Genomic DNA, 292 nt, shown 5'->3' with positions numbered 1-292 from the left:
TCTAACCAACCACAAATAAAAACCTAGGTTATGTATGGTTGCTATTTGCTTCCCTAATAACTCATTAACCGAAAACAAATGACGTAAATAAGCTTTACTATACTCTGTATCAACAAAGGTTATACCCATTTCATCAATTGGAGAAAAATCATCTTCCCACTTTTTGTTTTTAATATTTATGGTACCATGAGCTGTAAACAACATACCGTTTCTGGCATTACGTGTTGGCATAACACAATCAAACATGTCTACACCTAACGCTATATTTTCTAAAATATTGATTGGTGTACCA

The 292-nt window shown here is 32.9% G+C and carries 1 protein-coding gene; it reads right to left on the bottom strand.

The window, feature by feature from the left end; genetic code table 11:
* A partial coding sequence (locus tag FUA24_RS03800; protein WP_148540136.1) for a tRNA-guanine transglycosylase occupies nucleotides 1–292 on the bottom strand: 292 nt, incomplete at both ends.

The sequence above is a fragment of the Seonamhaeicola marinus genome, from assembly GCF_008085455.1.
The sequence above is the reverse complement of the archived record's forward strand: the minus strand, read 5'-3'. Positions and strand labels throughout refer to the sequence as shown.